Here is a 26641-nt window from a genome sequence, read left to right on the forward strand (position 1 = left end):
ATCGCGGCCCGTTCCAACCATGTCGCGGGTTCCCTGTGGAAAATCATTCGCTTGTCCAACGCCTGATCGCGCGGCCTGAATTTGGTCCCTTCGTGCTGCTCGTCGTAGAGATCGGTGTCTTCTGGGGCTTCAACCACGACTTCCTGTCGCCACAGAATATCTCCAACACGCTGGCCTTCACCGTCGAGCTCGGCCTGATCGCGCTGGCGATGACGTTGCTGATGACGTCAGGCGAATTCGACCTTTCCGTCGGCTCCCTGTTCGGCTTTTCGCCGGTGCTGATGTGGACGCTGTTCAACAGTGGCGTCACCTCGCTGGAAATGGGCTTCGTCGCCGCGCTGCTGGTCGCCGCCCTGATCGGCCTGGTCAATGGCTGGTTCGTCACCCAGCTCAAGATCCCCTCCTTCCTGGTGACGCTCGGCATGCTTTTAGTGGTGCGCGGCAGTGCCCTTTTCATCACCGACGGTTTTCCGCAACGCACCTGGAGCGCCGAGGGCAGCTGGCTGGCGGAAGCGCTGGTCGGCGACTTCTTCATCGGGCCGTTCCGCATCTACATGTCGCTGTTCTGGTTCATCGCCGCGGCGATCGCGCTCGGCTATGTGCTGACGCAGAGCCGGACCGGCAACTGGATCCAGGCGGCGGGCGGCAATCCCAACGCGGCGCGGGCCCGCGGCGTCAATGTCAACCGCGTCAAGATCGGCCTGTTCGTGCTCTCCTCGGTCATGGCTTCGCTGGCCGGCGTCATCTCCTCGCTGCGCACGTCCGCAGCCAATCCCAACAGCGGCACCGGCTACGAACTCGAAGTCATCGCCATGGTGGTGATCGGCGGCACGGCGCTGACCGGCGGGCGCGGTACCATCATCGGCACCGTGCTCGGCATCCTGATCCTGCGGGTGATGCGCAACGGCATCGTGCTGATCGGCGTGCCGGGCCTCGCCTACAACATCTTCATCGGCGCTATCATCCTTGGCATGATGGCGCTCCACTCATGGCTGGAACGCCGGCATCAGGCAGGGACTTGAACCATGGCCGAGCCATTGATCCGCATGCAGAATATCCGCAAGTCCTATGGTCGCGTGCAAGCGCTGGAGGACGCCAATTTTCATGTCAATGAGCGGGAGATCGTCGGCCTGCTCGGCGACAACGGCGCCGGCAAATCGACGCTGATCAAGGTGCTCTCAGGCGCCGTGCCGCTGACCAGCGGCGACATTTTCATCCGCGGCAAGAAGGTGACCTTGCGCAGCACCAGCGACGCCATCGCCCAGGGCATCGAGACGATCTACCAGGACTCGGCTCTGGTCACGCAACTGTCGATCGCCCGCAATCTGTTCCTCGGGCGTGAGCCGATCAAGCCGCCGCGTTTCCTCAACCGCATGGACCAAGAGGCGATGAACACCGTCGCCCGCGACCTGCTCAAACAGGTCGGCATCTCGAAGAACATCCCGCCGACGACGCCGATCGGCTCGCTGTCGGGCGGCGAGCGCCAGGCGGTGGCGATCGCGCGCGCCATGCATTTCGACAGCGACCTCATCATCCTCGACGAGCCGACCAACAACCTCGGCGTCGCCGAAACGCAGGGCGTGCTGAGCTTCGTACGCAACGCCCGTGATTCCGGCCATTCCTGCATCTTCATCGCGCACAACATTCATCATGTCTTCCAAGTGGTCGACCGCATCGTCGTCATGCGCCGGGGCAAGGTGGTCGCCGACGACATCGACCCGAAGAAGACAACCGTGACGGAAGTCGAGCGGATCATCACCGGCATGTCGGACAAGGAAATCCGCGACGCCATCGCCGACGGCAAGCCGTCACATTGAGGACGGGCGGAAGCCATCTTGTCGAGGCAGCCGAATGCGCATCGCGATGATGGGTGTCGATCACCCGTCCCTAATATCGCATCGGCCGCCAAATCGCTTGTCTGGCGCGCCATAGCATCGGCGCATAGGGTTGCGGCATGAAGGCCACCGTCTCCGACATCGCCAGGAACTGCGGACTCTCGACCGCGACGGTCGACAGGGTGCTCAACAACAGGCCAGGTGCCAGTGCAGCCAACCGGCAGCGCGTGATGGAGGCGGCCAAGCAGCTTGGCTATTTGCCGGTCGCCGACCAGGTGACGCTTCCCTCGAAGCCTGCAAATCTCGAATTTTTCCTGCCGATCGGCAGCAATGCCTTCATGCAGGATCTGGCAAGACACATCGAGGACTATGCATCACGCCTGCCGCTGGTCGCCTCCTGCCGGATCCACAACCTCGCCGGCATCGCGCCGAATGCGCTGCAGGGGGCCGTCGAAAACCTGTCGCTGAGGGCCAATGGCGTTGGTGTCATCGCCATCGACCATCCGCGAACCCGCAACATCCTGCGCGACATTGTCGACACCGGCATCCGCCTGGTGACGCTGGTGTCCGATATTCCGGCCGCTCCCCGCTCGGCCTATGTCGGCATCGACAACCGCGTGGCGGGACGGACGGCCGCGCTCTTGATGGGACGCTTCCTCGGCGGCCGCGAGGGCCATCTTGCGATGGTCGTCGGCTCGCGCTCCTATCGCGGACATGAGGAACGTGAAATGGGCTTTCGCTCCGTGCTTGGCGAGGAATTTCCCAACCTCACCGTAACCAGTGCCGTCGAGATCAACGATGAGCCGGATGCCAGCTATGCCGAAACCATGAAGGCGCTGCACAACGAACCGGAACTGCTCGGCATTTATTGTGTCGGGGCCGGGCGCTCCGGCGTTGCAAAAGCCATCCGGGAAGCCAGGCCCAACCGCAAGCCGGTCTTCATCTGCCACGACCTGACGAGAGAAACGCGCGGCTACCTCGTCGACGACCTCGCCGATGTCGTCATCGACCAGAACGCCAGGCTGATCGCCGAACAGTCGGTCATTCGCCTGCTGGGCTCCATCGCCTCATCGGCGCCCTATCTGACGCGAAAATTCATCGAGCCACGACTGATCTTCAGGGAAAACGTTCCGGTGCAATGATACCGTGTTTCCCGGCTTTTGCGGACGACACGGCAAATCTGCACAGCAGCTATGCACAATTCATTGTTGCCGAATCATTGGGCAACTCATACTTTCTGGTTGTCGGCCATCTACTCCTCCCAGATGCGATGCCGATGCTGAATGGGGTGCACCTCCTCCCGCATCACATTCGAAATCGAGCCCGCTGCCACCTCCTCCCGGCAGCGGGCTTTTTTCGTTCTGCTATCAGGGATGGCGGCACAGCCTGCGTCGAACGGCGCCAGGCATCGCCTCGGTCTTATGACCGGAAAACCACCGACAGAGGCGACTAAACTCAACCAGCGGCAGCGCCCCGGAAGGAAACGACCAGCCCTTCGGCCATGCGCACGAACTGGGTGCTCGGACCTTCGGCCCCTACCGTCTGCACGCTGACGCGCGCACCCTCGAACAGAAGCGACAGCGTGTCGGCGAGCAGTTCGGCCTGACCAATGCCGGCATCCCGGCATAACGTCACGAGGCGCTCGCGCTGAGCCTCCTTGAGTTCCTTAATCACCAGCCTGGCCGGATGGTCCGGCTCGGTCAGCTCCGCGGCGGCATTGGCCATATCGCAGCCGCGACCATCCGCATTGAGCATGGCAGCTGCCTTGCGAATCCAGGCATGCAGTTGCGCAAGCTTGTCGCCAGGGAACTCGGCCTCGAAAGTGTCCCACATGGCGCCCGCCTTGGCCGCGTTGGCGCGCAGGCACTCGACGATCAGCTCGTCCTTGGATTCGAAGTGACGATAGAGCGTCATCTTGTTCGTGCCGGCAGCTTCGGTAATGGCGTCGACGCCGACGCCCTTGATGCCGTGCTTGTGGAACATGTCGCGTGCCGTCTCCAGGATTCGATCCCGGGGACGAGAGCGCTCCACGACGCCGTCTGTCATCATGATCTCCTTTCGTTTCCAAAAAACCCTCGGCCACCTCTTGACTAGGGTGTTACCGGTCTGTAACTTCCAGAATGTTACTTACTGGTAACACCTATGTCGTCCGCCGTCAATAACAAGGCCGTGAACTGGTCCTGCCAGATGAGAGGGACGAGAAACTGCCAATCATGCGGCCTCGGCCGGTGAAGAAATGAAAACGGTTCGCGAGCATGGGCTGCGAATCGACAGACAAGGAGCCGGCCAATGCCACAGCGCCGCGATCTTACCATAGATGAGGCCGTCCGGGATCCGATGATCCGGCTGGTCATGAAAGCAGATGGGGTCGACCCCCGCGCTTTCGAGAAAATGCTTCGCTCGCTTGCCGATGGGCAGCGTCGCGAGGTGCCGTTGCTGCGTTCACGGGAAGCGTCCCGTGACGGGCACGGCCAGTTGTCCAGGGTTGCCAGTGCCTTCGGGCGGGCAAGAGCAGCCGGCGAGGCATGTGTGTCGTGGTAAACTTTTTCATTCACCGCCCGATCTTCGCCTCGTCGATTGCCATCATCATGGTGCTCGCCGGGACGATTTGTTATTTCCTGCTGCCGGTCTCGCAGTTTCCCGACATCACGCCGCCTCAGGTCGTGGTCAGCGCCCACTATCCGGGCGCCAGCGCGCAAGTGGTGGCCGACACGGTGACGACGCCGCTGGAGCAGCAGATCAACGGCGTGCAAGGCATGACCTACATGTCGTCGACGAGCTCCAATGACGGTTCCTCGACCATCACCATCACCTTCGATGTCGGCTACTCCCTGAGCACCGCCGCCGTCGACGTCCAGAACCGCGTCTCGCAGGCGGCATCGTCGCTGCCGGCGATCGTCAACCAGGGCGGCGTGACGATCAAGAAGCAGAACCCGAACTTCGTCCTGATCGTCAACCTGACCTCGCCCGACAGCTCCGTCGATCCGGTGGCGCTCTCGAACCTTGCCTATCTGCAGGTCGTCGATCCGCTGAAGCGGCTGGAAGGCGTTGGCGACGTCCAGATCTTCGGCGAGCGGCGCTATTCGATGCGTGTCTGGCTCGATCCCGACAAGCTCGCCAATCTCGGCATCACCGCCGTCGACGTGCAGAATGCCATCGCCGAACAGAACGTCCAGGTGGCGGCGGGCAAGATCGGCCAGTCTCCGGCGCCGGCAGGCACCGCCTTCGAGATGCAGGTCAACGCCGTCGGCCGCCTGAGCGACCCGAAGGAATTCGGCGACATCGTCGTGCGCGCCAACACCGACAGCGGCTCGCTGGTGCGGCTGCGCGACGTTGCCCGGATCGAGCTTGGCGCGCTGCAATATTCGTCCTCGGCCTTCTTCGGCAAGGACCCGACCGTGGTGCTCGCCGTCTACCAGATGCCTGGTTCCAACGCGCTCGACCTTCAGCAGCGCGTCAAGGACAAGATGCAGGAGCTGTCCGGCCGATTCCCCAAGGGCGTATCCTACGCGATGCATTACGACACGACGCGCTTCGTTTCGGCGTCGATGCATGACGTGCTGATCACGCTCGGCGAAGCGCTGGTGCTGGTCGTCGCCGTGGTGTTCGTCTTCCTGCAGAGCTGGCGCACGACCATCATCCCGACCATCGCCATTCCGGTATCGCTGGTGGCGACGCTGGTCGTCATGGAGATGCTGGGCTTCTCGCTCAACATGCTCTCCCTGCTCGGCATGGTGCTGGCGATCGGCCTCGTGGTCGACGACGCCATCGTGGTGGTCGAGAATGTCGAAAGGCAACTGGAGGCAGGGCTGAAACCACTGGCGGCGACCAAGGCCGCCATGGCCGAAGTCACCGGCCCGATCATCGCCACCACCGCGGTGCTGATGGCCGTGTTCGTGCCGGTTGCCTTCATTCCCGGTGTTTCGGGCCGGCTCTACAACCAGTTCGCGCTGACCGTGGCGATTTCCGTCGGCATTTCCGCCTTCAATTCGCTGACGCTCAGCCCCGCGCTCAGTGCCGCCTTCCTGAAGCATCGCCAGCCGACGCAGTTCGTGCTGTTCCGCTGGTTCAACACCGGCTTTGACAGGCTGTCGCATGCCTATGCCCATGGCGTGCGCTTCCTCATCCGCTTGCGCTGGATCATGCTCGGCCTGTTCGCGGCCGGACTGGTCGCAACATACTTCGTCTGGCAGCGTCTGCCGTCGACCTTCCTTCCGGTCGAGGACCAAGGCTATTTCTTCGTCGTCATCCAGTTGCCCGACGGCGCCTCGCTGGAACGCACCGACGCGGTGGCCAAGCAAGCGCGCGACATCCTGCAGGCGACGCCCGGCGTCGACATCGTCGGCTCGATCAGCGGCCTGAACTTCCTGACCAGTGCCGCGCAATCGAACTCGGCGGTCGAGTTCGCCATCCTGAAGCCATGGGAAGAGCGTGGCCCCGACCAGAGCGCATCGAAGCTTGTGTCCGACGTGCGCGGCAAGCTGATGCAGATTCCGGAAGCCTTTGCGCTGAGCTTCGATCCGCCTTCCATCCCGGGTATTGGTACCACGGGCGGCTTCGAATTCGTCGTCGAGGACCTGACCGGTCGTGGCAGCACCGCCCTCAACGACGCGACGCAAGCCGTGATCGCCGAGGCGCGCAAGCAGCCGGAGATCAACCCGCAGCAGCTGTTCTCGCCGTTCTCGACCTCGACGCCGCAGTTCAACTACGACCTCGACCGCAGCAAGGCCAAGCTGCTCGGCCTCAACCTGCCCGATGTCTTCAACACGCTGCAGATCTATCTCGGCTCGCTCTACGTGAACGACTTCAACCTGTTCGGCCGCACCTTCCGGGTGACCATCCAGGCCGACAAGGATGCACGTGCGGGCGCCGCCGACATTTCGCGGCTTTATGTGCGCAACGCCTCCGGCGGCATGGTGCCGCTCTCGACGCTGGGCAAGCTCGTGCCCTTCGTCGGTCCCGAAACCGTGCCGCACTACAACAACAACGCCTCCGCCTCGATCAATGGCGGTGCCGCACCCGGCTTCTCCTCGGGCCAGGCGGTCGCCGCCATGGAACGGGCGGCCGCCACCGCCCTGCCCAGGGATTTCGGTTTCGAATGGACCGGCATCACCTTCCAGGAGCTCAAGGCAGGATCGATCGCGTCCGTCGTCTTCGGCCTCGCCATCGTCTTCGTCTTCCTGATCCTGGCGGCTCAGTATGAGAGCTGGGCAATGCCGTTCATGGTGCTGCTGGCGGTGCCTCTAGCCCTGTTCGGCGCGTTCGCCGCACTTTGGGCGCGCGGCATGCAGATCGACGTCTACTCGCAGATCGGCTTCGTCATGCTGATCGGCCTGGCGGCCAAGAACGCCATCCTGATCGTCGAGTTCGCAAGACGGCGACGCGAGGAGGGCCTCAGCATCGTCGAGGCGGCGATGGAAGCCGCGCGGCTCAGGCTGCGGCCGATCCTGATGACGGCTTTCGCCTTCATCCTCGGCGTGCTGCCGCTGATGTTCGCCACTGGCGCCGGTGCCGCGAGCCGTCAGTCGATCGGCACCACCGTGTTTGGCGGCATGGTCGCCGCGACCATCCTGTCGCTGGTGTTCGTGCCGGTCTTCTACGCGGTCATTGAACAACTGCGGGAGCGCCGCGAAAGCGGCGAGCCCGCCTCCAAGCACACTGAACCAACTGCCGAACCCGCCTTCCCTCCCCTGGCGGAAGCGGCCGAATAAGATTGGAGACTAATCATGCGTAAATGGAAAATCGCGTTGGGAACGGCTGTCGCACTGGGCGCGATCTCGGTGGCCAGCGTCCACCTGCTCGACATGGGTAACCTCAGGTTGAGCGGCGCCACGGCGGGAGCGGCGACGCCGGCTCCGGCGGCATTCGTCATGCCGGTGCCGGTGGCAAGCGTCGTCAAGAAGACGATCCCGATCTATCTCGACTATGCCGCCCGCATCGAGCCGATCCGCAGCATCACGCTGCAAGCGCGCGTGCCGGGCTACCTGCAGGAACAGACCGCGCAAGATGGCGCGGATGTGCGGCAGGGCGACCTCCTTTACAAGATCTCGCCCGACGACTTCCAGGCAGCTCTCGACCAGGCGAAAGCCCAGGTGCAGCGCGATACGGCGACACTCGACTATGCGCGTTCCAATCTCGGCCGCGGCACCGAGCTCGCCAAGAGCGGCTACCTGGACAAGGACAGCTTCGACCAGCGCACAAGCACCTTGCGCGAGGCACAGGCGTCGCTGGCGCTCAACCAGGCAGCGGTGCGCACGGCGGAGCTCAATCTGAGCTATGCCGAGATCCATGCGCCGTTCACCGGGCGCCTGGGCCGCAATCAGGCTTCGGTCGGAACGCTGGTCAGCGTCGCCGGCACGGTGCTCAACACGCTGGTGCAGCTTGACCCGATCTATGTCACCTTCAATCCGAGCGAGACGGATCTGGCCGAGATCGAGCAGGCCCGCGCGGCCGGCCCGATCGAGGTCGAGGTTCTGCTTCCGGGCGAGACCGAGGCCAGCCAGAAGGGCGAACTCACCTTCATCGACAACACGGTCGACCATTCGACCGGAACCATCACCGCACGCGCCACCATCGGCAATGCGAAGTTCACGCTGATGCCTGGCCAGTATGTCCGCGTGCGGCTGCATATCAGGCAGCAGCCCGACGCGCTGATGGTGCCGCAGACGGCGCTGGGTTCGAGCCAGCTCGGCAAATATCTCTACGTCGTCGGCAAGGGCAACACGGTCGACCAGCGCCTGGTCTCGCTCGGCCCGACCAGCGGCGATCTGGTTGCGATCCTGAGCGGCGTCGCCGAAGGCGACCAGATCATCACAGGCAATCTGCAGAAGATCGGACCGGGAATGCCGATCTCGCCACTGCCACAGAAACCGGCTACCTGAATCCCCCGCAGGCCCGGTTTCCGCGCGGCGCCCTCGACCTTTTCTCAGGTCGCGGGCGCCGTTTTCACGAGCAGGCCGACAAGGGCGGCCACATCGGCGCGATCGGCCCTGGCCGGTGGCATGAAGGCGCAATAGGGATGGCCGAGGCGCACTGAAACAGTGGAAAGCGCAACCAGGCGGCCCGCCTCCAGATCGGCTTGCGCCATCACCCGCTGGCCAAGGGCAATGCCCAGGCCGAGCCTCGCCGAGGCGATCGCCAGACTGGACAAGCCGACACGGCGCCCATGCGACGGGTCTGGCGAGCGGCTCTCGCCGCATGCCGCGAACCAGTCGGCCCAGGTTGGGTGCGAGGCGTAGTTCGGACCCCAATTGGTGTGGATGAACAGGCTCTCATGCAGGTCCGTGAGACCCGGATCGCCATTGCCGTGCCGGTTCCAGAATTCCGGCGCGCAGACCGGCAGCACATCGTCATGGACGAGGCGGATCATCCGCAAACCGGGATAGTGATAGTCGCCATAGGAAATGCGCAGATCGACATTCTGGCGCATCAGATCAATCGGATCGTCTTCCGCGCGCACGTCGATCGCCATGTGCGGAAAGGCATCGAGAAGCGCAGCCAGCCTCGGCGCCAGCCATAGCTCGGCCAGCGAAAACGGCACGCTGACGACCAGCCGCGTTCTCAGGCCGCCTTCCAGCATGCGCTGGCCGATGGCCGCGATGTCGCCAAGCGCACGCGCGGTCTGCGGGTAGATGGCGTGGCCGGCGTCGGTCAGCGTGATGCGGTTGCCAGTGCGCACGAACAGCTGCTTGCCGAACCAGGTTTCGAGATTGCGGATCTGCTGGCTGACCGCCGCCGAGGACACGCCAAGCTCGCTCGCGGCCAGGGTGAAACTGCCGGAGCGGGCGGCGACCTCGAAGGCCTTGATCGCGTTCAGCGGCGGTAGTTTTTCCATGCCAGGTTCCGTAAGATTTTCTTGGTCAATCCTAATAATTTTCCACGTTGAGAGAAAGAATTTTTTGCCGTCTTCTGTGTTCAACCTTTGGAGCACGTGACATGAAAGACATTCTCGATCTCGACCGCTATCCGCTCGACCGCGAAGGCAGCGCCGACTGGAAGCGCCTCGTCGAACAGTCCGTCGCGGCGCTCAAAGCCGACGGCATGTTCAATCTCGAAGGTTTTTTGCGGCCCGGCGTCGCCGAACAGGCAGTGCGGGAAATCAAGCCGGTCATGGACACGCAGTCCCATATCCACAAGCGCATGCACAATATCTACTTCAAGCCCAGCATCCCCGAACTGGCGCCCGACCATCCCGCCTTGCGCAAGGTCGAGACCATCAGCCACACTGTCTGTGCCGACCAGCTTCCCGACAGCACCGTGCTTGCCATCTACGAATACGAACCCCTTGTGCGTTTCCTCGCAGCGACGATGGGCAAGACAGAACTGCATGTCATGCAGGATCCGCTGGCCCGCACCAATGTCATGGCCTACCGCGCCGGAGAGGCGCTGAACTGGCATTTCGACCGCTCGGAATTCACCACGACGCTTCTGCTGCAGCAGGCGCAGAGTGGCGGCGACCTCGAATACCGCACCGATCTGCGCTCGGACGACGATCCAAACTATGACGGCGTCGCAAGGCTGCTCGAAGGGCGGGACCCCGACGCAAAAATCCTGCGCATGAAGCCCGGTACGCTCAATGTCTTCCGCGGCAAGAACACCGCGCACCGCGTCACCACCGTCGAAGGCGAACGCGAGCGCATGATCGCGGTTTTCTCCTATTACGAGAAACCCGGCGTGATGTTCAGCGCCGAGGAACGGGTCGGCTTCTACGGCCGGGCGGCCTGAACCGCCCTCCACCGCATCCGGGTCGGATTTTGCGCGGCGCCGAGAAAAATCCGAAAATGAGACCTTGTTAGATTGTCGACAATCTGATTGTCTTGCTGTCTGTTCTCGCTGGAGTGGGCCGGATGGTGAAGACGGATTTCAGCCCGATTGCCGACACGACGCGCCGCGCCGAGATCGTGGCGCTGCTGCGGCGCGCTATCCTGACCGGCCAGTTGGAGCCCGGCCAGAAGCTCAACGAACTCAGGATTTCCGAGCAGATGCGGGTCAGCCGCGCGCCATTGCGCGAGGCGATGCGCGAACTGGTGCAGGAGGGTCTTCTCGCCAGCATTCCCTACGCCGGCACCTTCGTCGTCGACGTCACCGCCAAGGACATCGACGATGCCTATTCGCTGAACAAGGTTCTGGACGAATTCGCCATCGAGCGCACCTGGCCGCTACGCGACCAGCGCTTCTTCGACGAGATCGACCGGCGCCATGAGGCGGTGAAGCAGGCGACGCGGGCTCTCGACACCACGCGCCAAATCGAGACCGCGCTGCAACTGCACGGACTGATTTACGAATGGGCCGACAATTCGGTGCTGCTGGAAACCTGGCAGCGGCTGACCAGCCGGCTGCAGATGTATTTCGCGCTCCATCTGCATGCCCGCAACGAGCCGGTGCCGGTCGAGGACATGCACGAAACCTATGTGCGGCTCATGAAAGGCAAGGATATGCGCGCCGCACAGCGCTATGCCCGCGAACATATCGACATCGATTTCGAGGAGCTGCTCGCCTATGCGCGCGGGCTGGAGCAACGGGAATCGAAGGGCGCCAAGGCCGATCGAGCCGGACGGAACAACAACGTCTGAGGCCCTCGCCATCACGGCGATGCTTTCCTGAAATCACCGACAGCGGACAGACAATAGTGCAGATCAAATCCATCAAGGCCTACCATGTCGTTCAGCCCTTCGTGGACGGCCCCTACCGCATGTCAAAGGGGCGGGTCGCCGACTGCTTCGACGCCGTCATCGTCGCCATCACTTCCGATAGCGGCGTGACCGGCTGGGGCGAGATGGCGCCGCTCGGCAATTTCTATTCGGCCGCGTTTCCAGCAGGGACACGCGCGGGCGTGCCGGAGATCGCGCCGCATCTCATCGGCCAGGACCCGCGCGGGCTGGCCAGCATCGGCCGGCTGATGGACACGGTGTTCAAAGGCCATCCCTACATCAAATCGGCGCTCGACATGGCCTGCTGGGACCTGGCCGCACGCGCCGCCGACGTGCCCCTGGTGACCATGCTCGGCGGCCGCGAGAGCGATATGGCGGAGACCTACCGGGTCGTCACCCACGGCACGCTCGACCAGATGGCGGCCCTGGCAAAGAGGATCATCGCCGAGGGCTGTCGCCGTTTGCAGGTCAAGGTCGGCGGCAATGTGCACGACGACATCGAGCGGGTAGCGACGGTCGCCTCGGCCGTGCCGAAAGGCACGGTGATTTTCTGCGACGCCAATGCCGGCTGGACACCCTATCAGGCACGGCAGTTCGCCGATGCCACGCGTGGCATCGACTACACGTTCGAGCAGCCCTGCACGACGATCGAGGAGAACATGTCGGTGCGCCGCATGCTCGACAAGCCGATGGTGCTCGACGAATCCGTGACGTCGCTGGAAGAGATGCTGGAGATCCACCGCCTGGGCGCGGCCGACGGGTTGACGCTGAAAATCTCGCGGCTGGGCGGCGTCACCAGGACCCGGCAGATCCGTGACGTTGCCGTCGACCTCGGTTTCATGATCACGGTCGAGGACACGGGCGGCGCCGAGATCGACACGGCGGCGATGGCACATCTGTCGCTGTCTACACCGCAAGAGCGGCGATTGCATGCCATTGCCTTCCATGAATGGGTGACGGTGCGCACGGCCTTCAACGCCCCGCCGGTCACCGGCAGCCATATGGGCATTCCGGATGGGCCTGGCCTCGGCATCGACGTGGACCCGAGCCTGCTCGGCAAGCCTTTCTTCGAGGTCGGCTGAGATGAAAATCCGCAGCATCAAGGCCACGCCGATCAATCTTCGCCTCGAAGCGCCCTATGGCTGGGTCTTTGGCGAGCTCGACGGCTTTTCGCAGACCATTGTCGAGGTCGAGACCGAGGATGGGCTGATCGGCCTCGGCGAAGCGCCAACGCCGGCGGCAGCCGCGATCATCAACGATGTCCTGGCCGAGCGCCTGGTCGGACGAGATGCCTTCGACATCGCCGGCGCCGAATATGTCTGCCTGCCCTACTGGACCGGTGTGCAGTCGATCAACGATCGCACCCGTATCATGGCCTTCGGCGCCATCGAGATGGCGTTGTGGGACCTGCGCGGCAAGGCGTGGAAGCAGCCGCTCTACCAGCTGCTCGGCGGCGCCGTGCGCAAGGACATTCCGTTCACCGACTATTTTTCGTTGCGCGGCGACGGGCCCAAGGTGAAAGGCGAGACGACGCCTGAAGAAGTCGCCGACTATTGCGTCGAACTCAACGAGACACATGGAACGACCTTCTTCGAAGGCAAATTCTCGACCGAGGACCCGAAAGTCTCGCTGAGAATGGTCGAGCTGATCCGCGAAAAGCTCGGCGACGGGGCGATGATCCGCATCGATTCCAACCAGGCCTATTCGCTGGCCACCGCGCGGCGGCTGGCGCGGCCGCTGGAAGACCTCGGGGTGCGCAACTGGGAGGACCCGGTGGCGACGATCGAGGAGATGAGGCAGTTGCGGCAGCATTGCTCGATCCCGTTCTCGACCCACAATATCGATATCGCGCGCGCCATGGACCTCAAGGTTCCCGACGCCTTCGTCGGCAATCCGACGGCGCATGGCGGCATCGGCCGCCTGCTGCGCTTCGTCGGCGCCTGCGAACATGCGGGCGTCGATTTCTGGTGCTATAGCGGCGACAGCGGCATCGGCAGCGCGGCCTATCTTCATCTGTGCGCGGCGCTCGGCTGGATCCGGGAGCCGAACCAGTCGCTGTTTCGCATGCAGCCGATGGACATCACCGAAGAAGGGCCGTTTTCGCCGAGGAACAATGTCGTGCGCGTGCCGGAAGGCCCCGGCCTCGGCGTTACCCTGTCGCGGAAAAACCTCGCGGCCTGCCATCGCGACTTCACCGAGAACGGCCCGTGCAACAAATATCACGACCCGGCAAAGCCCGGAACATACCGCCGCCTGCCGCTGAACTAGGAGACAGAGAAGGAAAGGAGACTAGCCGACAACAAGGGGCGCCGCAGCGACTTGGATCGCCAAGGTAGCACCTGACGGGTGGAAGCATTGCTTCAAGAAAATCTGACCCTGCGCCGCAAGGATCGGATGGACCAGAAAAGACAGCATGCTACAGTCCCGGTCGACCGACTTCGTTGATGGCCGGGACAGGAGAACTCCACGGAATTTCGTCAACCGCAAGTGCATTCTTCAGCCATAAGAAACAAGGGGAAAGGGTTAAACCCATGAGCAAGAACTACCGCATTCTCGACCTGATCCGGCGCAACCGCTCGCCGCTCGAAAATCACCTTATCGACGGTCTCGTCGACGGCCGCGTCAGCCGCCGCGACTTCATCCGCCACGGCAGCCTGCTCGGCCTGTCGCTGCCACTCCTGGGTGGCATCACCACGGCCGCCGGCCTCGGCGGCATGCCGTCGCTCGCCCGCGCCCAGGGCGCGCCCGGCGCCACCATCCGTGTCGCCAGCAGCGTGCCGGCGGCAGCCATCGACCCGGTCACCATCGCCGACGCCGGCGGCCTGCTGGTCATGCAGCAGGTTGCCGAGTTCCTCTGCGTCGATGGCCCGGACCTCGTGCTCAAGCCGGCACTGGCCGAAAGCTGGAAGCCGAACGACAACGGCTCGGTGTGGACCTTCAAGCTGCGCAAGGGCGTGAAATTCCATTCGGGCGGCGAGATGAAGGCCGAGGACGTGGTGGCCAGCATCGACCGCCTTGCGGACCCGGCAAACTCGTCCAACGCGCTGTCGGTGTTCACCGGCATCCTGTCGAAAGGCGCCAGCAAGAAGGTCGACGACTATACGGTGGAGTTCCACCTCGACGCGCCGAACGGCAACTTCCCCTACATGCTCTCATCGGACAATTACAACGCCGTCATCATCCCGGCGAGCTACAAGGGCGACTACGAGAAGAGCTTCGACGGCACCGGGCCGTTCAAGGTCGAGAAGTACACGCCGAAAGTCGGCGCATCCTTCGTCCGCAACGAGAATTATTGGGGCGAGAAGGCCCTGCCCGATCGCACGGAATTCACCTTCTTCACCGATGTGCAGCCGATGATCCTGGCCCTGCAGGGCGGCCAGGTCGACATCATCAACCAGATGCCGGTCCTGGCCGGCGTCGCCCTGCTCAGCGATCCGAGCGTCGACATCATCAGCCTGAAGTCCTCAGCGCATCAGCAACTGCACCTGCGCTGCGACGACGGCCCGTTGAAGGACGCGCGCGTGCGCCGCGCCATCGCGCTCAGCATGGATCGCGACAAGCTGGTCGCCGGCCTGATGAAGGGTCGCGCCGTGGCGGGTAATGACAGCCCGTTCGCATCGGTCTACCCGTCCACAGATACCAGCGTGCCGCAGCGCAAGCAGGACATCGCACAGGCCAAGCAGCTGATGGAAGCGGCGGGCGTCGGCAAGGGCTTCAAGATCACGCTGACCACCGAGCGCTACCTCGAAATCCCCGAATATGCCCAGCTCATCCAGAACTGGGTCAAGGAGATCGGCATCGAGCTCGAGCTCAACATCCTCGACCAGAGCGCGTATTACGGCGACGCGGTGTTCGGCAAATCGAACTGGCTGGATTCGGTGATGGGCATCACCGACTATGGCCACCGCGGCGTGCCGAATGTCTATCTCGCTGCCCCGCTGAAGAGCGAAGGCACCTGGAACGCGGCGCACTTCAAGAACAAGGACTACGACGCCCTGGCGACCAGCTACATCGCGGCGCTTGATCTTGAGGCGCAGAAGGCCGATGCCGGCAAGATCCAGAAGCTGCTGCTCGAGGAAACGCCTGTTATCTTCGGCTATTTCTACGACTACCTGACGGCGACGGCGAAGGGCGTGGCCGGCGTACAGCCGACCGCCATGTCGCAGCTGTTCCTCGAAAAGGCATCGAAGGCCTAAGCGGAGGCAGACAAGCCCATCCCGCGACCGCCAGCCCCCAGTGGGGCTGGCGCTTTCGCTGCCAGGCCGAGCGCGCCGGCCGGACGCGGAGCCTCGCGTTGCGGGACGATCGATCGTTGCCCATGGAGTCCGAGACCCTGCTCACCACCATGCATTGGGGGACCTACGAAGTCCGTGCCGAGAAGGGCAGGCTCGTCAGCGTCGAGCCGTGGATCGGCGACCCCGATCCATCGCCGATCGGCAAGTCCATGCTGGGCACCGTGCAGGGCGACCTGCGTGTCTCCCGTCCTGCCATCCGGCGCGGCTGGCTGGAAGGGAACAGGTCCGGCGGCAGGGGCGGGCGCGGCGGCGAGGCTTTAGTCGAAGTCTCCTGGGAAACGGCACTGGACATCGTGGCGGCCGAACTGGACCGTGTTCGCGTCGAGCATGGCAACAGCGCAATCTATGCGGGCTCCTATGGATGGGCGAGCGCGGGGCGGTTCCACCATGCCCAGAGCCAGGTCCACCGTTTCCTCAACACGATCGGCGGCTATACGAGCTCGGTGCTCAGCTATTCCTACGGCGCGGCCGAAATCATCCTGCCGCATGTGCTTGGCGGGACCGACGGCCTGACGGGCAATCATTCCACCTGGGACGGTATCGAACGGCATAGCGAACTGATCATCGCCTTTGGCGGCTTGCCCTGGCGCAATGCGCAGATACAAGGCGGCGGCGCGGCCCGTCACGAGGCCGCCGCGGCCTTGCGCAATGCTGTCGCCAACGGCGCCCGGCTGATCAATGTCTCGCCCGTGCGCGATGACGCACCGCGTGGCGTCGAGACCGAATGGCTGGCGCTGCGACCGAACAGCGACACCGCCTTGATGCTGGCCCTGTGCCATGTCCTGCTCAGCGAGCATCGTCATGACGAGGCATTCCTGGCGCGCTACTGCACCGGCTTCGAGGCTGTGCGGGCCTACATCCTGGGAGAAACCGACGGCCAGCCGAAAAGTCCAGCATGGGCTGCCGCCCTGAGCGGCGTGGCGCAGGACAGGATCGTCGCCCTGGCCAGGGAAATGGCCACCAAGCGCACGATGTTGATGGTGAGCTGGTCCTTGCAGCGCGCCGACCACGGCGAACAGCCATACTGGGCGGCGATCACGCTTGCCGCGCTGCTCGGCCAGATCGGACTGCCGGGCGGCGGCCTTGGCTTCGGCTATTCGTCGACCAACGGCGCCGGAAGACCGGAGATGGGATTCCGGTGGCCATCCGTGCCGCAAGGCAGGAACCAGGTTCCGGACTTCATCCCGGTCGCGCGGATGGCCGATATGCTGCTCAACCCGGGCGGTTCCTTCGACTTCAACGGCGCCGCGATGACCTATCCCGACATCAGGCTGGTCTACTGGGCCGGCGGTAATCCGTTTCATCATCACCAGGACCTGAACCGGCTGGTGGAGGCTTGGCAGCGGCCTGAAACGATCATCGTCAACGAGCCCTTCTGGACGGCCACGGCGCGCCATGCCGACATCGTGCTGCCGGTCACCACGCCGCTGGAGCGAAACGACCTCGCCTTCTCGAACCGGGAAAACCTCGTCGTCGCCATGAAGCAAGCGATCGACCCGGTTGGGGAAGCACGCGACGATTATCGGATCTTTGCCGACCTCTCGACGCGGCTCGGTACCGGCGAAGCCTTCACCGAAGGACGCGCGGCCAGCGACTGGATTCCCTTGCTTTACGAGCAGGCCAGGAACAATGCGAATGCGGCCGGAGTGGAGATGCCGCCCTTCGACCGTTTCTGGCATGACGGCCACGCCGACCTTGCCCGGCAGCTGACGTCGCAGACTTTGCTCGGTTCCTTCCGCGCGGATCCGGAGCGCCAGCGGCTGGCGACGCCATCGGGCCGCATAGAGCTGTTCTCGCAGACGATCGACTCTTTCGGCTATGACGACTGTCCCGGTCATGCCGTCTGGCGGGAGCCGAGGGAATGGCTGGGCAGCGAGCTTGCCAGCCGGTTCCCGCTGCATCTCCTGTCACCACAGCCCGCCGACAAGCTGCACAGCCAGTACGATCACGGTTCGGTCAGCCGGGCAGGCAAGGTGTCGGACCGCGCGCCGCTGTGGATCAACCGGGCGGATGCCGCGGCGCGCGGTATCGTGGACGGAGCCGTCGTGCGCGTCTTCAACGATCGCGGAGCGTGCCTCGCGGGCGCGGTGCTGACGGATGGACTGATCCCCGGCGTCGTCCAGTTGCCCACCGGTGCATGGTTTGACCCCTCCACGCCAGGACAGCCGCACAGTCTGGAAAGGCATGGCAATCCGAACGTGCTGACGCCCGACCGGGGAACGTCGCGCCTTGCCCAATCACCGACCTGCAATTCGACGCTGGTCGAGGTATCTCGATTTGACGGAGCCGTCCCCCCGGTGACAGCCTTCGATCCGCCTGCCACAGTGCGTTTAGCCGATGTGCCCGGCCTGGCCGGACCGCAGCCCCATCACAAGGAGGCTTAGCCATTCTTTCCTTCTTTGCCCGGCGTGTTTCGCTGTCGCTTGTGACGCTGTTCCTGCTCAGCATCATGGTGTTCCTGGGCGGCCAGGTTCTGCCCGGTAATGTCGGGCGTGCGATCCTGGGGCCGTTTGCCGACCAGCGCGCGGTCGACGCGCTCAATCATACGCTCGGTGTCGACCGGCCGCTGCTCACCCAGTATGCGACCTGGATCTGGAATTTTGTCCGCGGCGACATGGGCACGTCCTACATCTTCCGCTCGCCGGTGGCGCCATTCGTCATCGATGCCTTGGGCAATTCGATGAAGCTGGCCGCGGTCGCCTTCGTGCTGGTGGTGCCGATCGGTATCCTCGGCGGCGTCGTGGCGGCGCTCAACCTCAACCGGCCGCTCGACCGCATCATCAGCCTTGGCGGCTTGTCGGTGACCGTGCTGCCGGAATTCGTCACCGGCATCATCCTGATCCTGATCTTCGGCGTGTGGCTGCGCTGGCTGCCGATCTCGGCGGCATGGCCGAAGGATGCCGGCTTCTTCACCCAGCTCTATTATCTGATCCTGCCGTCGCTGCCGCTGTTCCTGGTGCTGTTCGGCTATATCGCGCGCATGGCGCGTTCCGGCATGATCGAGGCGCTTGATTCCGATTATACGAGAACCGCGGTGCTCAAGGGCCTGCCCTGGCGCACGGTGATCTGGCGCCATGTGCTGCGCAATGCGCTGCTGCCGACCATCACCGTCATCGCCACCCAGACCGGCTATCTCATCGGCGGCCTGGTGGTGATCGAGACGCTGTTCCGCTACCAGGGCATCGGCTCGCTGATCTTCACCGCCGCGCGCGGCAAGGACTTTCCAATGCTGGAATCGGGCATCCTGACCATCGGCATCGTCTATGCCGTGGCGACGTTGATCGCCGACTTCCTCTATTCCGTGCTCAATCCACGCATCCGGCTGGGGTCAGACCAATGAGCGCCGTGCAGACCACCTCTCCGCCACAAGACGGCACGCGCCGGCGCAGTCCCCTCGCGGAAGTCCTCTTCTCGCTCATGCGCTCGCGGACCTTCCTCGTCGGCCTTTTCATCGTGCTGTTCTGGGTCGCCTGCGCGCTCTTCGGCGAGCACTTCGCACCCTACGATCCGCTTGCCGACGACATCATCAACGCGCTGGCGCCGCCTTCGTCCGAACACTGGTTCGGCACCGACCAGATCGGCCGCGACGTCTTCTCACGCGTCATTGTCGGCTCGCGCGACATCCTCACCGTCGCGCCACTGGCGACCTTGCTGGCGACGGTTGCCGGCACGGCGCTCGGCCTGCTCACCGGTTATTTCCGCGGCATTGTCGACGATGTCGTCAGCCGCGTCCTGGAAGCCTTCATGGCCATCCCCGTGGTCATCGTCGCGTTGCTGGCCATCGTCGCGCTCGGCACCTCCAAGGCCACCGTCATCGTCGTCATTGGGCTCAGCTTCGCGCCGATCATCGCCCGCACCGTGCGCTCGGCGGTGCTGGCCGAGCGCGAACTGGATTACGTCGCAGCCGCGCAGTTGAGGCACGAGAGCGCCTTCCACACGATGTTCGTCGAGATCCTGCCCAACGTCATCCCGCCGATCCTGGTCGAGACCACCGTGCGGCTGGGCTACGCCATCTTCGCGGTCGCCACGCTCTCCTTCATGGGTTTCGGCATCCAGCCGCCCTCACCCGACTGGGGGCTGTCGATCTCCAGCAATTACGGCATGATCGGCGGCGGCTTCTGGTGGACGGTGCTGTTCGACGCACTCGCCATCGCCTCGCTGGTGATCGGTGTCAACCTTGTGGCCGACGGCGTTCATGGAGCGCTCAATGACTAACTCCGCGAAGGCGCAAAACGCGCTCGAACTCACCGACCTGTCGGTCGCCTACCGGGTGGCCGGGCGCAATCGGGCCGTGCTGCGCAACCTCAGCCTCAACATCGGGCAAGGCGAGGCCTATGGGCTCGTCGGCGAATCCGGCTGCGGCAAATCCACCGTGGCGCTCACCGTCGTGCGCTATCTGCCGAGGAACGGCTCGATATCGGGCGGCGCGATCTCGCTCGACGGCAAGGACGTGATGAAGCTCGACGCCGAGGCCTTGCGGCGCGCGCGCGCCGAAAGCGTCTCGATGGTCTATCAGGATCCCGGCAAGGCGCTGAACCCGTCGATCCGCATCGGCCGCCAGCTGACCGAGATCTTCGAGCTTGGCGGCATAACGGGCGAGGCGGCCACCGATCGCGCCATCGCCATGCTCAACCGGGTGCGCATCTCCGATCCGCCAAGCGTCATGCAGCGCTATCCGCACCAACTCTCCGGCGGCATGCAGCAGCGCGTGGCGATCGCCATGGCGCTGGCCAACGATCCCTCGATGCTGATCCTCGACGAACCGACCACCGGCCTCGATGCGACGGTCGAGGCCGAGGTGCTCGACCTTATCGCGCAGCTCAGGCAAGAGCTGTCGGCCTCGATCCTGTTCATCAGCCACAACCTCGCCGTCGTGTCCAACATGTGCGACCGCGTCGGCGTGCTCTATGCCGGGATGCTGGTCGAGGAGGGACCGACCGATGTCGTCTTCAACGACCCGCGCCATCCCTATACGGTAGCACTCCTGCGCTGCCTGCCGCGCGGCGGCCAGCGCAAGGACCAGGGGCGGCTCGACACCATTCCGGGCTTCCTGCCGGGTATTGGCGCCGACATCAAAGGCTGTGCCTTCGCCGACCGCTGCGCCTTGGCGGACGACCGCTGCCGCACCGAATTGCCGCCGCTCTATGATCTGAGCGACGAGCGAGGCAAGCGCCTGTCGCGCTGCTTCCATCACGACAGGGCGCAAGCCCTGCCACGCGCCACACCGAGCGACGTGGCGGCAGCGCCCAAGCCGGCAACCGCACCGGTGCTGCGTGTCGCCGGACTGAACAAGACCTATGCCAGCCATGGCCATCCCTTGCGCGCGGTGAAGGACGTCTCGCTCGATCTCAGCCCCGGCGAGACGCTCGGGCTGGTCGGCGAATCCGGCTCGGGCAAGACAACCTTCGCCAGGCTGCTGCTCGGCCTTGTCCCGCCCGATGACGGCGGCACCATCGAGCTCGAGGGCAAGGCGCTGGCGCCGAAGCTGGAGAACCGTGGCGACGACCAGGTCAAGGCGATGCAGATCGTCTTCCAGAACCCGGACTCGGCCCTCAATCGCGCGCATTCGATCCGCCATATCCTCGGCCGCGCCTTGAAGCGATTGGCCGGCCTCTCAGGCAAGGCACAGGAGGCGCGCCTCGACGACCTCGTCCGCTCGGTGCGCCTCACCGAGCGGCATCTGGCCGTCAAGCCGCGCCAGCTCTCAGGCGGGCTGAAGCAGCGCGTCGCCATCGCGCGTGCTTTCGCCGGCGATCCCCGCATCGTGGTCTGCGACGAGCCAACCTCGGCACTCGACGTCTCCGTCCAGGCGGCGATCCTCAACCTGCTCGCCGATTTGCAGGCCAAGGAAGACGTCAGCTACATCTTCATCTCGCACGACCTTGGCGTGGTGCGTTACCTCTCCGACAAGATTGCCGTGCTCTATCTCGGCCGCATCATGGAGATTGGACCATCGGAGGAAGTCTTCTCCGGACCGCATCACCCCTATACGGAAGCGCTGCTGTCGGCGGTGCCCAAGCTCGACCAGACCGAGACGGCACGCATTCGGCTCGACGGCGAGATCCCCAGCGCCACCAACCCGCCCTCGGGATGTGTGTTCCACACGCGCTGCCCGCGCAAGATCGGCCCGATCTGCGAGCAGCAGGAGCCGCCACTGGCCCAGGCCCAGCCCGGACACTCGATCCGCTGTCACATCCCCTATGCGGAGCTGGCGAGGCTGCAGAAGGGGGGCGTGACCGAGCCGGCGTAGCAAGGCATCGCTGCGGATGACCGCATGCGCCGGTCGGCTACACCTGGCCGGCCATGCCGAGCGATCGGTCACCTTCCGAAAAGCCCTGGCCTTTGGCCCAATCCCTGGCCAGCGCACGCAAACCCGTCAGTGCGACATCCAGCACATCAGACGAAACCGGGTTGCTCGGATAGGCAAGGTAGATCGGTCGCTGGAACACCGGCGTGTTGTCGATGCGGCGCATCTCGCCGCGTTCAATATGACCGCTTACGGCGCTGAGCGGCAAATAGGCGGCCGCCTGTTGCGACAGCACATGCTGCAGGCCGATGAAGACCAGCCCGGCCGAAATGGCCGGCTTGACCATGCCGGCAAAGGCACGGTCGTGCTCGATGCGGAATTCGAGCCCCCAGTCCATAAGGATGTAGTTTTCGGACCATGGCTTGGTCTGCGCGGCATGCTGGACAAGCACCACCTGATCGACGGCCAGCGTTTCATAGACGATGCCGGGATGCGGGCGCGGCAGATAGAGGATGCAGATGTCGAGCAGTCCTTCCGCCAGTTGGTCGATGGCCAGATCCGGGAAACTGCCCTCGAGCCGTAGCGCCACGTTCGGCCGCCTAGCGCGCATCCACTCGACCCATGGCGAGGTGATGCGCTCCCACAGATAGGCGGGTGCGGTCAGCCGCAGCAGGCTGTCATAGCCATCGGGAACTGCGATATCCTGCCTCGATTGCTCCCAGGTGCGGGTGATGGAAGAGGCGTGCGGCAGGAACTGCCGGCCGGCAGGCGTGAGCGTGACGCCGTCACGATCGCGCACGAAAAGCCGGCGCCCCAACTGCTCCTCCAGCCCCCTGATCCGCGCGCTGACCGTGGATTGCGCAAGGTTGAGCCGGCTGGCCGCGACTGTGAAGCTGCCATGCTCGGCGACTTCCAGGAAACTGCGCAGGTTCTCGGTATCCATGGCCACACCTCGCATCGAAAATTCCGATGACCCCTATCAAAAAATATCGCTTTCCGATCGCGGTCAACAATGACCTAAATGGCCGATCCCCCGAGGGCAAGCGAGGAATGCAGCCATGCCAAGGCCTCTCGTGACGATCGACGCCACCCGCAAAAATCTGACCGCAATCGAAAATTCCGCTGTCGACGAACTGCTTGCCGGCAGGCTCGACCGCCGCGATTTCCTGCGTCATGGCAGCGTTCTTGGCCTTTCCCTGCCGTTCCTGGGCAGCCTTGTCGCCGCTGCCGGCCTCGGCACGCAAAAGGCCCGCGCCGAGGGCAAGCCGGGCGGCACGGTGCGCGCCGGCGTCGCCACGCCGGGCGGCGCCATCGATCCCGTCACCTACTATGACAGCGGCAGCTACCAGCTGGTTTTCCAGACCGCCGAGTTTCTGTGCGTCACGCAACCGGATCTCACCCTGAAGCCGGTGCTGGCGGAGAGCTGGTCGCCGAACGCCGATGGCAGTGTATGGACCTTCAAGCTGCGCAAGGGCGTGAAATTCCACAATGGCGAGGACTTCAAGGCCGACGATGTGGTCGCGACCTTCGATCGCCTCGCGGACCCCAACGGCGCCTCTAACGCGCTTTCGGTGTTCAAGGGCCTGCTGTCGAAGGGCGGCACGCGGAAGATTGACGACCACACCGTCGCCTTCCATCTCGATCAACCGAACGGCAGCTTTCCCTATTCGGTGTCGATCGACAATTACAACGCCGTCATCCTGCCGGCGAGCTACAAGGGCGACTACGAAAAGACCTTCGAGGGCACCGGCCCGTTCCGGCTGGAGAGCTACACGCCAAAGGTAGGCGCGACCTTCGCGCGCAATCCGGACTATTGGGGCGAGAAGGCCTTGCCCGACCGGCTCGAATTCAAGTTCTACGGCGACGTGCAGCCGCGCATCCTGGCGCTGCAGGCCGGCGAGGTCGATGTCCTCGACGCAGTACCGCTCGATGTCAGCCAGGTGGTGCTCAACAGCCCAGACATCACCGTGCTGCGCGTCGCCTCCACCGCGCATCGCCAGTTGCACATGCGTTGCGACACCGGCCCGTTCACCGACAAGCGCGTGCGCCAGGCGCTGGCGCTCAGCATCGACCGCTCCAAGCTGGTCGATGGTCTCTGCCGCGGCATGGCGGCAACAGGCAATGACAGCCCGTTCGCGCCCGCCTTCCCCGCCACCGACAAGTCCGTGCCGCAGCGTGTCCAGGATATCGCCAAGGCCAAACAACTGCTCGAAGCGGCCGGCCTCGCCAACGGCTTCGACATGACCCTGACGACGCTGCGCTATTCCGACATCCCGGGCTATGCGCAGCTGTTCCAGAATTTCGTCAAGGAGATCGGTGCCCGCATCGCGCTCAACATCGAGGACCAGGACAAATATTACGGCAAGGCGGTATTCGGCCAGTCGGACTGGCTGGACAGCCCGTTGGGGATCACCGACTACGCGCATCGCAGCGTGCCCAACGTCTTCCTCAAGAGCCCGCTGGTCAGCGACGGCCCGTGGAACGCGGCGCATTTCAAGAGCACGGCCTATGACGGCATGGTTACCAGCTATCTCAAGGCGCTCGACATCGGCGCGCAGCGCGCGGCCGCATCCGACATCCAGAAACTGCTGCTCGACGAGACGCCGGTGATCTTCAGCTATTTCCCGGATCTGCTGGTGCCGGTGCGCAAGAATGTCAGCGGCCTGCCGCCGATCGCGGCCGGACTGCTGCTCGATCGCGTATCGCTGGGATAGAGGCCGGATTGGACAATTCTGTCTTTCGGGCGGTGCGGCTATCCCCTGGCAGGCTGCAAAGAGCGATGGGGGGCCATCGCTCGAGCCGCTCGATGCAAGAGAAACCCGCCGCCCGGAAACCCTCCGACACCATGGCTCAATCCAGGTTCATCTCGCTTTGCGCCAACGCTCGATGACAAAAGAAAAGAAACGGGAGACTACCATTCGCAAGCCTCATTTGCGCGGTCGCGGACCGCATTTCCCCCTGCTCGACACTATCGTGCAGTATGAATCGGAACCCGGCTATGTCGCCTTCACCATGCCGATGCAGAAGCGGCTGCGCGTGCAGGTGGGATCGATGATCGTCGCCGACACGACCAAGGCGCTGGTGCTCTACGAATCCGACCATTTGCCGGTCTATTACTTCCCGATCGGCGATGTGCGCGAGGAGTTCCTGCTGCCCAGCACCACGACGACCGAGAGCCCGTTCAAGGGCGTCGCCATGCATTATTCGCTGAACACCGGCATCACGCTGGTCGAGGATGCCGCCTGGCGCTATCTCGATCCGGTCAAGGGATCGCCGGACCTGTCGGACTACATGTCCTTCTATTGGCCCAAGATGACGCACTGGTACGAGGAGGACGAGGAGATCTTCGTCCACGCCCGCGATCCGTTCCGCCGGGTCGACTGCCTGCCGTCGTCGCGGCGGGTACAGGTCATCCTCGACGGCGAGCAGGTCGCCGATTCACGCCGCGGCGTGTTCCTGTTCGAGACCGGCCACCCGGTGCGTCACTACTTGCCGATCTCGGACACGCGGCTCGATATGTTTACGCCCAGCCGCTACATTTCACGCTGCCCCTACAAGGGCATCTCCAACTATTATCACGTGACGACGCCCAAGAAGCGGCACGAGAACCTCGTCTGGTATTATCCGGAGCCGGTGCACGAGGCCGAGCGCATCAAGGGGCTGGTCTGCTTCCATCACGAACTGGTCGACAAGATCCTGGTCGACGGCGTCGAGATACCGAAGGAATTCACGGCTGCATCCAGCGGCTATTTCTAGGCATCGCCCGCCCTCCCTAGTCGGCTTGCGCGCCGAAGGCTTGATAGAAAGGCGGCTCCGCGCATACCTTCCCTATGGCAGGGAGGACTATCAATGGATCTTTTCAAGCTGGACGGCGATGTCGCGCTGGTCACCGGCGCCGGCAGCGGCATTGGCCAGGCAATCGCGATCGGACTGGCTGAGGCAGGGGCTGATGTCGCCTGTTTCGGTCATGCATCGAAGGGCGGGCTGGAGGAGACCGCGCACCGGATCACGGCACTTGGCCGCAAGGCACTGGTGCTGACCGGCACAGTGACATCCGAAAGCGATCTCGTGGCGGCAATCGATCGCATGGAGGCCGAACTCGGCGCACTGACCGTCGCCGTCAACAATGCCGGCATCGCCGGCTCGGAACCGGCCGAGACCTTGTCGCTGGAGACATGGCAGAAGGTGCACGAGGTCAACGTCGCCGGCGTGTTCCTGTCCTGCCAGGCCGAGGCGCGCAAGATGCTGGCGCGACGCAAGGGCTCGATCATCAACATCGCCTCGATGTCGGGCACCATCGTCAATCGCGGGCTGACGCAGGCGCACTACAACTCTTCGAAAGCCGCCGTCATTCACCTGTCGAGGAGCCTCGCCATGGAGTGGGCCGATCGCGGATTGCGCGTCAACGTCGTCAGTCCCGGCTACACGCTGACGCCGATGAACAAGCGGCCGGAGGTGGCTGAGGAGATCAAGATCTTCAAGCGCGACACGCCGATGGGGCGCATGGCCGCGCCGGAGGAAATGGTCGGGCCGACGGTGTTCCTGGCCAGCCGCGCGTCGAGCTTCGTCACCGGCCTCGATCTGATCGTCGATGGCGGCTACGTCTGCTGGTAA

The 26641-nt window shown here is 64.0% G+C and carries 20 protein-coding genes; 17 read left to right on the plus strand and 3 right to left on the minus strand.

The window, feature by feature from the left end:
- The first annotated feature begins 35 nt into the window (after nucleotides 1–35).
- From EB230_RS26335 to EB230_RS26345, 3 genes are all read left to right on the plus strand, one after another.
- Nucleotides 36–1022 (plus strand): ABC transporter permease, encoded by a 987-nt coding sequence (locus tag EB230_RS26335; RefSeq protein ID WP_056564189.1) that lies wholly within the window; start codon nucleotides 36–38, stop codon nucleotides 1020–1022.
- Between the two features lie 3 nt (nucleotides 1023–1025).
- The gene (locus tag EB230_RS26340) at nucleotides 1026–1817 is read left to right on the plus strand and encodes an ATP-binding cassette domain-containing protein (RefSeq protein ID WP_056564191.1); all 792 of its coding nucleotides are present in this window, start codon (nucleotides 1026–1028) and stop codon (nucleotides 1815–1817) included.
- A 137-nt stretch (nucleotides 1818–1954) separates the two neighbouring features.
- The gene (locus EB230_RS26345) at nucleotides 1955–2977 is read left to right on the plus strand and encodes a LacI family DNA-binding transcriptional regulator (RefSeq protein ID WP_056564193.1); all 1023 of its coding nucleotides are present in this window, start codon (nucleotides 1955–1957) and stop codon (nucleotides 2975–2977) included.
- A gap of 313 nt (nucleotides 2978–3290) precedes the next feature.
- Here the strand turns inward: EB230_RS26345 and EB230_RS26350 are convergent, their stop codons facing one another.
- On the minus strand, nucleotides 3291–3881 hold the full coding sequence (locus EB230_RS26350) for a TetR/AcrR family transcriptional regulator (protein ID WP_172375166.1): 591 nt from the start codon (nucleotides 3879–3881) through the stop codon (nucleotides 3291–3293).
- Nucleotides 3882–4360: 479 nt separating this feature from the next.
- On the opposite strand from EB230_RS26350, the gene EB230_RS26355 reads away from it, so the two are divergent.
- Both EB230_RS26355 and EB230_RS26360 read left to right on the plus strand, forming a co-directional pair.
- Nucleotides 4361–7546, plus strand: a complete 3186-nt coding sequence (locus EB230_RS26355; protein WP_171883325.1) for a multidrug efflux RND transporter permease subunit — start codon at nucleotides 4361–4363, stop codon at nucleotides 7544–7546.
- Nucleotides 7547–7561: 15 nt separating this feature from the next.
- Nucleotides 7562–8716 (plus strand): efflux RND transporter periplasmic adaptor subunit, encoded by a 1155-nt coding sequence (locus EB230_RS26360; protein ID WP_172374211.1) that lies wholly within the window; start codon nucleotides 7562–7564, stop codon nucleotides 8714–8716.
- A gap of 44 nt (nucleotides 8717–8760) precedes the next feature.
- Here EB230_RS26360 and EB230_RS26365 read toward each other — a convergent pair whose 3' ends face one another.
- The gene (locus EB230_RS26365; protein WP_172374212.1) at nucleotides 8761–9669 is read right to left on the minus strand and encodes a LysR substrate-binding domain-containing protein; all 909 of its coding nucleotides are present in this window, start codon (nucleotides 9667–9669) and stop codon (nucleotides 8761–8763) included.
- Between the two features lie 101 nt (nucleotides 9670–9770).
- Here EB230_RS26365 and EB230_RS26370 point away from each other — a divergent pair, with 101 nt between their 5' ends.
- The 9 genes from EB230_RS26370 to EB230_RS26410 all read left to right on the plus strand — a co-directional run bounded on the left by EB230_RS26370 (nucleotide 9771) and on the right by EB230_RS26410 (nucleotide 22030).
- Nucleotides 9771–10559 (plus strand): 2OG-Fe(II) oxygenase, encoded by a 789-nt coding sequence (locus EB230_RS26370; RefSeq protein ID WP_172374213.1) that lies wholly within the window; start codon nucleotides 9771–9773, stop codon nucleotides 10557–10559.
- 122 nt (nucleotides 10560–10681) lie between these two features.
- Nucleotides 10682–11407 carry a GntR family transcriptional regulator gene (locus tag EB230_RS26375; RefSeq protein WP_172374214.1) on the plus strand — a complete coding sequence of 242 codons (726 nt, stop codon included), beginning with the start codon at nucleotides 10682–10684 and terminating at the stop codon, nucleotides 11405–11407.
- Between the two features lie 56 nt (nucleotides 11408–11463).
- Entirely contained in the window at nucleotides 11464–12567 is a 1104-nt protein-coding gene (locus EB230_RS26380; RefSeq protein ID WP_056564213.1) for a mandelate racemase/muconate lactonizing enzyme family protein, read from the plus strand.
- 1 nt (nucleotide 12568) lies between these two features.
- Nucleotides 12569–13753 carry a mandelate racemase/muconate lactonizing enzyme family protein gene (locus tag EB230_RS26385; RefSeq protein ID WP_056564216.1) on the plus strand — a complete coding sequence of 395 codons (1185 nt, stop codon included), beginning with the start codon at nucleotides 12569–12571 and terminating at the stop codon, nucleotides 13751–13753.
- Nucleotides 13754–14016: 263 nt separating this feature from the next.
- Nucleotides 14017–15681: an ABC transporter substrate-binding protein gene (locus tag EB230_RS26390; protein ID WP_056564218.1), complete on the plus strand. Its 1665-nt coding sequence runs from the start codon at nucleotides 14017–14019 to the stop codon at nucleotides 15679–15681.
- A gap of 122 nt (nucleotides 15682–15803) precedes the next feature.
- Entirely contained in the window at nucleotides 15804–18164 is a 2361-nt protein-coding gene (locus EB230_RS26395) for a molybdopterin-dependent oxidoreductase (RefSeq protein ID WP_172374215.1), read from the plus strand.
- A 2-nt stretch (nucleotides 18165–18166) separates the two neighbouring features.
- Nucleotides 18167–19120 carry an ABC transporter permease gene (locus tag EB230_RS26400; protein ID WP_081294671.1) on the plus strand — a complete coding sequence of 318 codons (954 nt, stop codon included), beginning with the start codon at nucleotides 18167–18169 and terminating at the stop codon, nucleotides 19118–19120.
- A complete protein-coding gene (locus EB230_RS26405; RefSeq protein WP_056564225.1) occupies nucleotides 19117–19995 on the plus strand; it encodes an ABC transporter permease in 879 nt (292 codons plus the stop codon). Before EB230_RS26400 ends, EB230_RS26405 begins: the two co-directional genes overlap by 4 nt.
- Nucleotides 19988–22030: an ABC transporter ATP-binding protein gene (locus tag EB230_RS26410; protein ID WP_172374216.1), complete on the plus strand. Its 2043-nt coding sequence runs from the start codon at nucleotides 19988–19990 to the stop codon at nucleotides 22028–22030. The genes EB230_RS26405 and EB230_RS26410 overlap by 8 nt, the downstream gene beginning before the upstream one ends.
- 37 nt (nucleotides 22031–22067) lie before the next feature.
- Here EB230_RS26410 and EB230_RS26415 read toward each other — a convergent pair whose 3' ends face one another.
- Complete coding sequence (locus EB230_RS26415; protein ID WP_172374217.1) at nucleotides 22068–22970, minus strand: LysR family transcriptional regulator; 903 nt, start codon at nucleotides 22968–22970, stop codon at nucleotides 22068–22070.
- Nucleotides 22971–23085: 115 nt separating this feature from the next.
- On the opposite strand from EB230_RS26415, the gene EB230_RS26420 reads away from it, so the two are divergent.
- The 3 genes from EB230_RS26420 (at nucleotide 23086) to EB230_RS26430 (ending at nucleotide 26641) form a co-directional block, all read left to right on the plus strand.
- Complete coding sequence (locus EB230_RS26420) at nucleotides 23086–24741, plus strand: ABC transporter substrate-binding protein (RefSeq protein WP_172374218.1); 1656 nt, start codon at nucleotides 23086–23088, stop codon at nucleotides 24739–24741.
- Nucleotides 24742–24913: 172 nt separating this feature from the next.
- The gene (locus EB230_RS26425) at nucleotides 24914–25783 is read left to right on the plus strand and encodes a DUF427 domain-containing protein (protein WP_172374219.1); all 870 of its coding nucleotides are present in this window, start codon (nucleotides 24914–24916) and stop codon (nucleotides 25781–25783) included.
- Between the two features lie 93 nt (nucleotides 25784–25876).
- Complete coding sequence (locus tag EB230_RS26430; protein ID WP_172374220.1) at nucleotides 25877–26641, plus strand: SDR family oxidoreductase; 765 nt, start codon at nucleotides 25877–25879, stop codon at nucleotides 26639–26641.

This window comes from Mesorhizobium sp. NZP2234, from assembly GCF_013170765.1.
Classification (GTDB): domain Bacteria; phylum Pseudomonadota; class Alphaproteobacteria; order Rhizobiales; family Rhizobiaceae; genus Mesorhizobium; species Mesorhizobium loti_D.